The organism is Pokkaliibacter plantistimulans (genome assembly GCF_003194385.1).
GTDB classification, from domain to species: domain Bacteria; phylum Pseudomonadota; class Gammaproteobacteria; order Pseudomonadales; family Balneatricaceae; genus Pokkaliibacter; species Pokkaliibacter plantistimulans.
Window position 1 is genome coordinate 1 of sequence record NZ_LAPT01000213.1, and the last position, 2,923, is coordinate 2,923.

Below are 2,923 nucleotides of genomic sequence, written 5' to 3' on the forward strand. Positions count from 1 at the left end.
GACCACCGGACAGCTGATGGGGTTTGCGACGGGCATACTTGCTCATGTGCACCAGCTTCAGCATGTGTGCGACACGGTCACCGATCTGGTTACGGGTCATGCCATCCTGCTTCAGGCCAAAGGCAATATTCTGCTCCACACTCATGTGCGGGAACAGCGCATAGGACTGAAACATCATATTGATGGGGCGCTCGTAGGGAGGCAGCGCGGTAATGTCCTGACCGTCAAGAATGATGCGACCCGCGGTGGGGCGCTCAAATCCGGCCAGCATACGCAGCAGCGTGGTCTTGCCACATCCGGAACCGCCGAGCAGGGCAAAGATCTCGCCTTTGCGAATCTCCAGGCTGACATCATTGACGGCCTTGGTATCACCAAACATCTTGGTTACCTGCTGAATCTGCAGGATCGTCTGCTCAGGCCTCTTGGCCGAGTCCGCCATGGTAGCGGTGCTGGTAGCTACATTCATTATCGACATAACCTCCTGACTTATACTTGTTGGCGACCCCACCGCCGGGGGAGCTACCGAAACCTGTAATACTTCGACGGCCTGATGCTTGGCACTGAGCGCCGGCTGACCGGCACCTGACGTATCTCTGCGACGAATCGTAAACCTGTGACGCGTGGAGCCTGTGCAGGCAGCCTGGCTGCCGCTTGCCACGCTACTGAACCGCCAAGAGTAACAGAGTCTGCCTGACGGAACATGTGCAACCAAATCGCGCTTTATATCAGAAAGCACAGCAGACGCCAGTGCTAGAACAAGGTTTTGCGTTCATCTGTGCAGCGAACCGCTGCACAACAGATCAACCGGCCCACTGCAGCGCAGATTCACCGGTAAACGTTCCACCGGCGATATGGGTTGCGGGGCAGCCTGCAACAGTCAGGAACGTGTTCACGCTCCAGGGCCCATGTATTTGATAATCCTGTTATCTATACCTAAACCACTATGCACAAGCTATGCCGAAGAATATAAAGGACGAATTATTTTTATTAGTCCAATTCAGTGTGCACGAGCTAAATAATCAGATAAATACTTTCCCATCCATCTTCAGTTTTAGCTCAATAAAACTTTACCACTAGCAACCGATAACAATTTATAAAAATACCCCCAAGGGAATATTGAAGAATATCTAACCGATAAAATTATGCTTAATATTCGTCATATATCCGACACCCAAACCGCGCTACCGCATCGCAACAAAAAACCAGTACGTTCAATATGTTACATAAGCTCAACAAAGGTGATACCTGAGCTGATACGTAATCAGCAGCAGACAACGCTTATTCAGCCACAAATAAAAAGGGCGATCTGTTCAAGGCACCAAAACAGGTATCCACAAACCAGATCGCCCCAAAATAGCGCATGCTATTTTTTTAATTACACGGTGCGCAAATAGGAGTCATATTCCAATTGCGTCACCTGACTTCCGAAAGTCGCCAATTCCTGCCATTTACAGGCGCTATATAGGCGCTGATATGGCTCACCAAAATACTCTTTAATAAACTCCGACTCTTCAAAGGCCAGTAACGCATCGGCCAGATTGTCCGGCAGTGACGCCTCATGCTGTGCATAGGCGTTACCCACAGTAGCGGGTGGCGGTTCCATCTTGTTGACGATGCCGTGATAGGCGCCCGCCAGCACCGCGGCCATCGACAGGAAGGGGTTGGCATCGGCACCACCCACGCGGTGTTCAATACGAATCGCCGAACGCTCACCGGAAGGAATACGGATTGCCGTGCTACGGTTGTCGTAGCCCCAGCACGGATGCACCGGCGCATGGCTGCCCGCCTGGAAACGACGATAAGAGTTAATGTTCGGCGCCAGCAGCGCCATGCTGTCCGCCATGGAGTGAGTCAGACCGGCGATGGCCTGACGCAGCAGATCACTGCCGGTGGGCGTGCCATTATCGAACACGTTATGGCCTTCCTGATCAATCAGGCTGAAGTGGATGTGCATACCGTTACCGGCCAGATCGCCGTAGGGTTTGGCCATAAAGGTCGCGTTCATCTGATGGGCCTGAGCGACGCCCTTGATCACCCGTTTCAGCAGAATGGCGTGTTCCGCGGCCTGCACCGCATTGGCGACGTGATGCAGGTTGATTTCATACTGGTTCGGCGCCTGCTCGGCTACCGTGGTATCCACCGGCAGATCCTGAGTGGACGCCGCGCGGGAGATACCGTCGAAGAAGTCCTCGAACTCATGCAGCTCCTCGATACCATACACCTGATTGGTGAACTGACGACGGCCCGTGGTAGGCGACATGGGTGGCTGCGGACGGCCATCAGCGGCAGGGTCACGGTCCAGCAGATAGAACTCCAGCTCAATGGCTACTACCGGCGTCAGCCCCAGCTGTTTGAACAGATCACAGATATGCTGCAGACGGTGACGCGGATCACCGAAGAACGGTGCGCCGTCAGACTCATACATGGACATGACAATCTGCGCGGTGCGGCGTTTCAGCCAGGGCACTTCCTTGAGGGAACGACTGACCGGCAGACAGAGGGCGTCGCGGTCGCCGGTTTCAAACACCAGCCCGCTTTCCGAGACGTCGTTACCCCAGATATCCAGCGCGAACATGGAGCTGGGCAAGCGGATACCGCTGGACAGCACCTTCGGCACCGCACTGCGCGGCACCCATTTCCCCCTGACCACACCGTTGGTATCGGGGATCAGCAATTCAAACACCTCGATATCGGGGTGCTGATTGAGGAAAGCATGGGCATCGTCCAGGTTCGTCTGCAGACTACCGGCAACCATAGTGCTCTCACTCGACATTTTCTCTCTCCTTATGAAGCCAGATGTCTTCACCCAGGAGAGACATCCGGCTCAGGCGTTGAGCCTGACTATCGTGCTGTGCGGGCCGCTATCAACATAGCTGTAATAAGTTATTGGGTGACCCGCTTGTGTACCTTGTTGGTAATGCTG

Annotated in this window: 2 protein-coding genes; both read right to left on the minus strand. The window is 54.2% G+C overall.

Annotation, left to right across the window (positions count from 1 at the left end):
- Nucleotides 1-466 (minus strand): ABC transporter ATP-binding protein (locus WH50_RS25975; protein ID WP_116453735.1); only part of this gene is annotated, 466 nt, incomplete at its 3' end.
- Between the two features lie 909 nt (nt 467-1,375).
- On the minus strand, nt 1,376-2,773 hold the full coding sequence (locus tag WH50_RS25980) for a glutamine synthetase family protein (protein WP_243410234.1): 1,398 nt from the start codon (nt 2,771-2,773) through the stop codon (nt 1,376-1,378).
- Nucleotides 2,774-2,923: the final 150 nt, after the last annotated feature.

Coding starts and splice junctions, on each gene's coding strand:
- WH50_RS25980 (WP_243410234.1), bottom strand. CDS start 2,773: ATGTCGAGTGAGAGCACTATGGTTGCCGGTAGTCTGCAGACGAACCTG.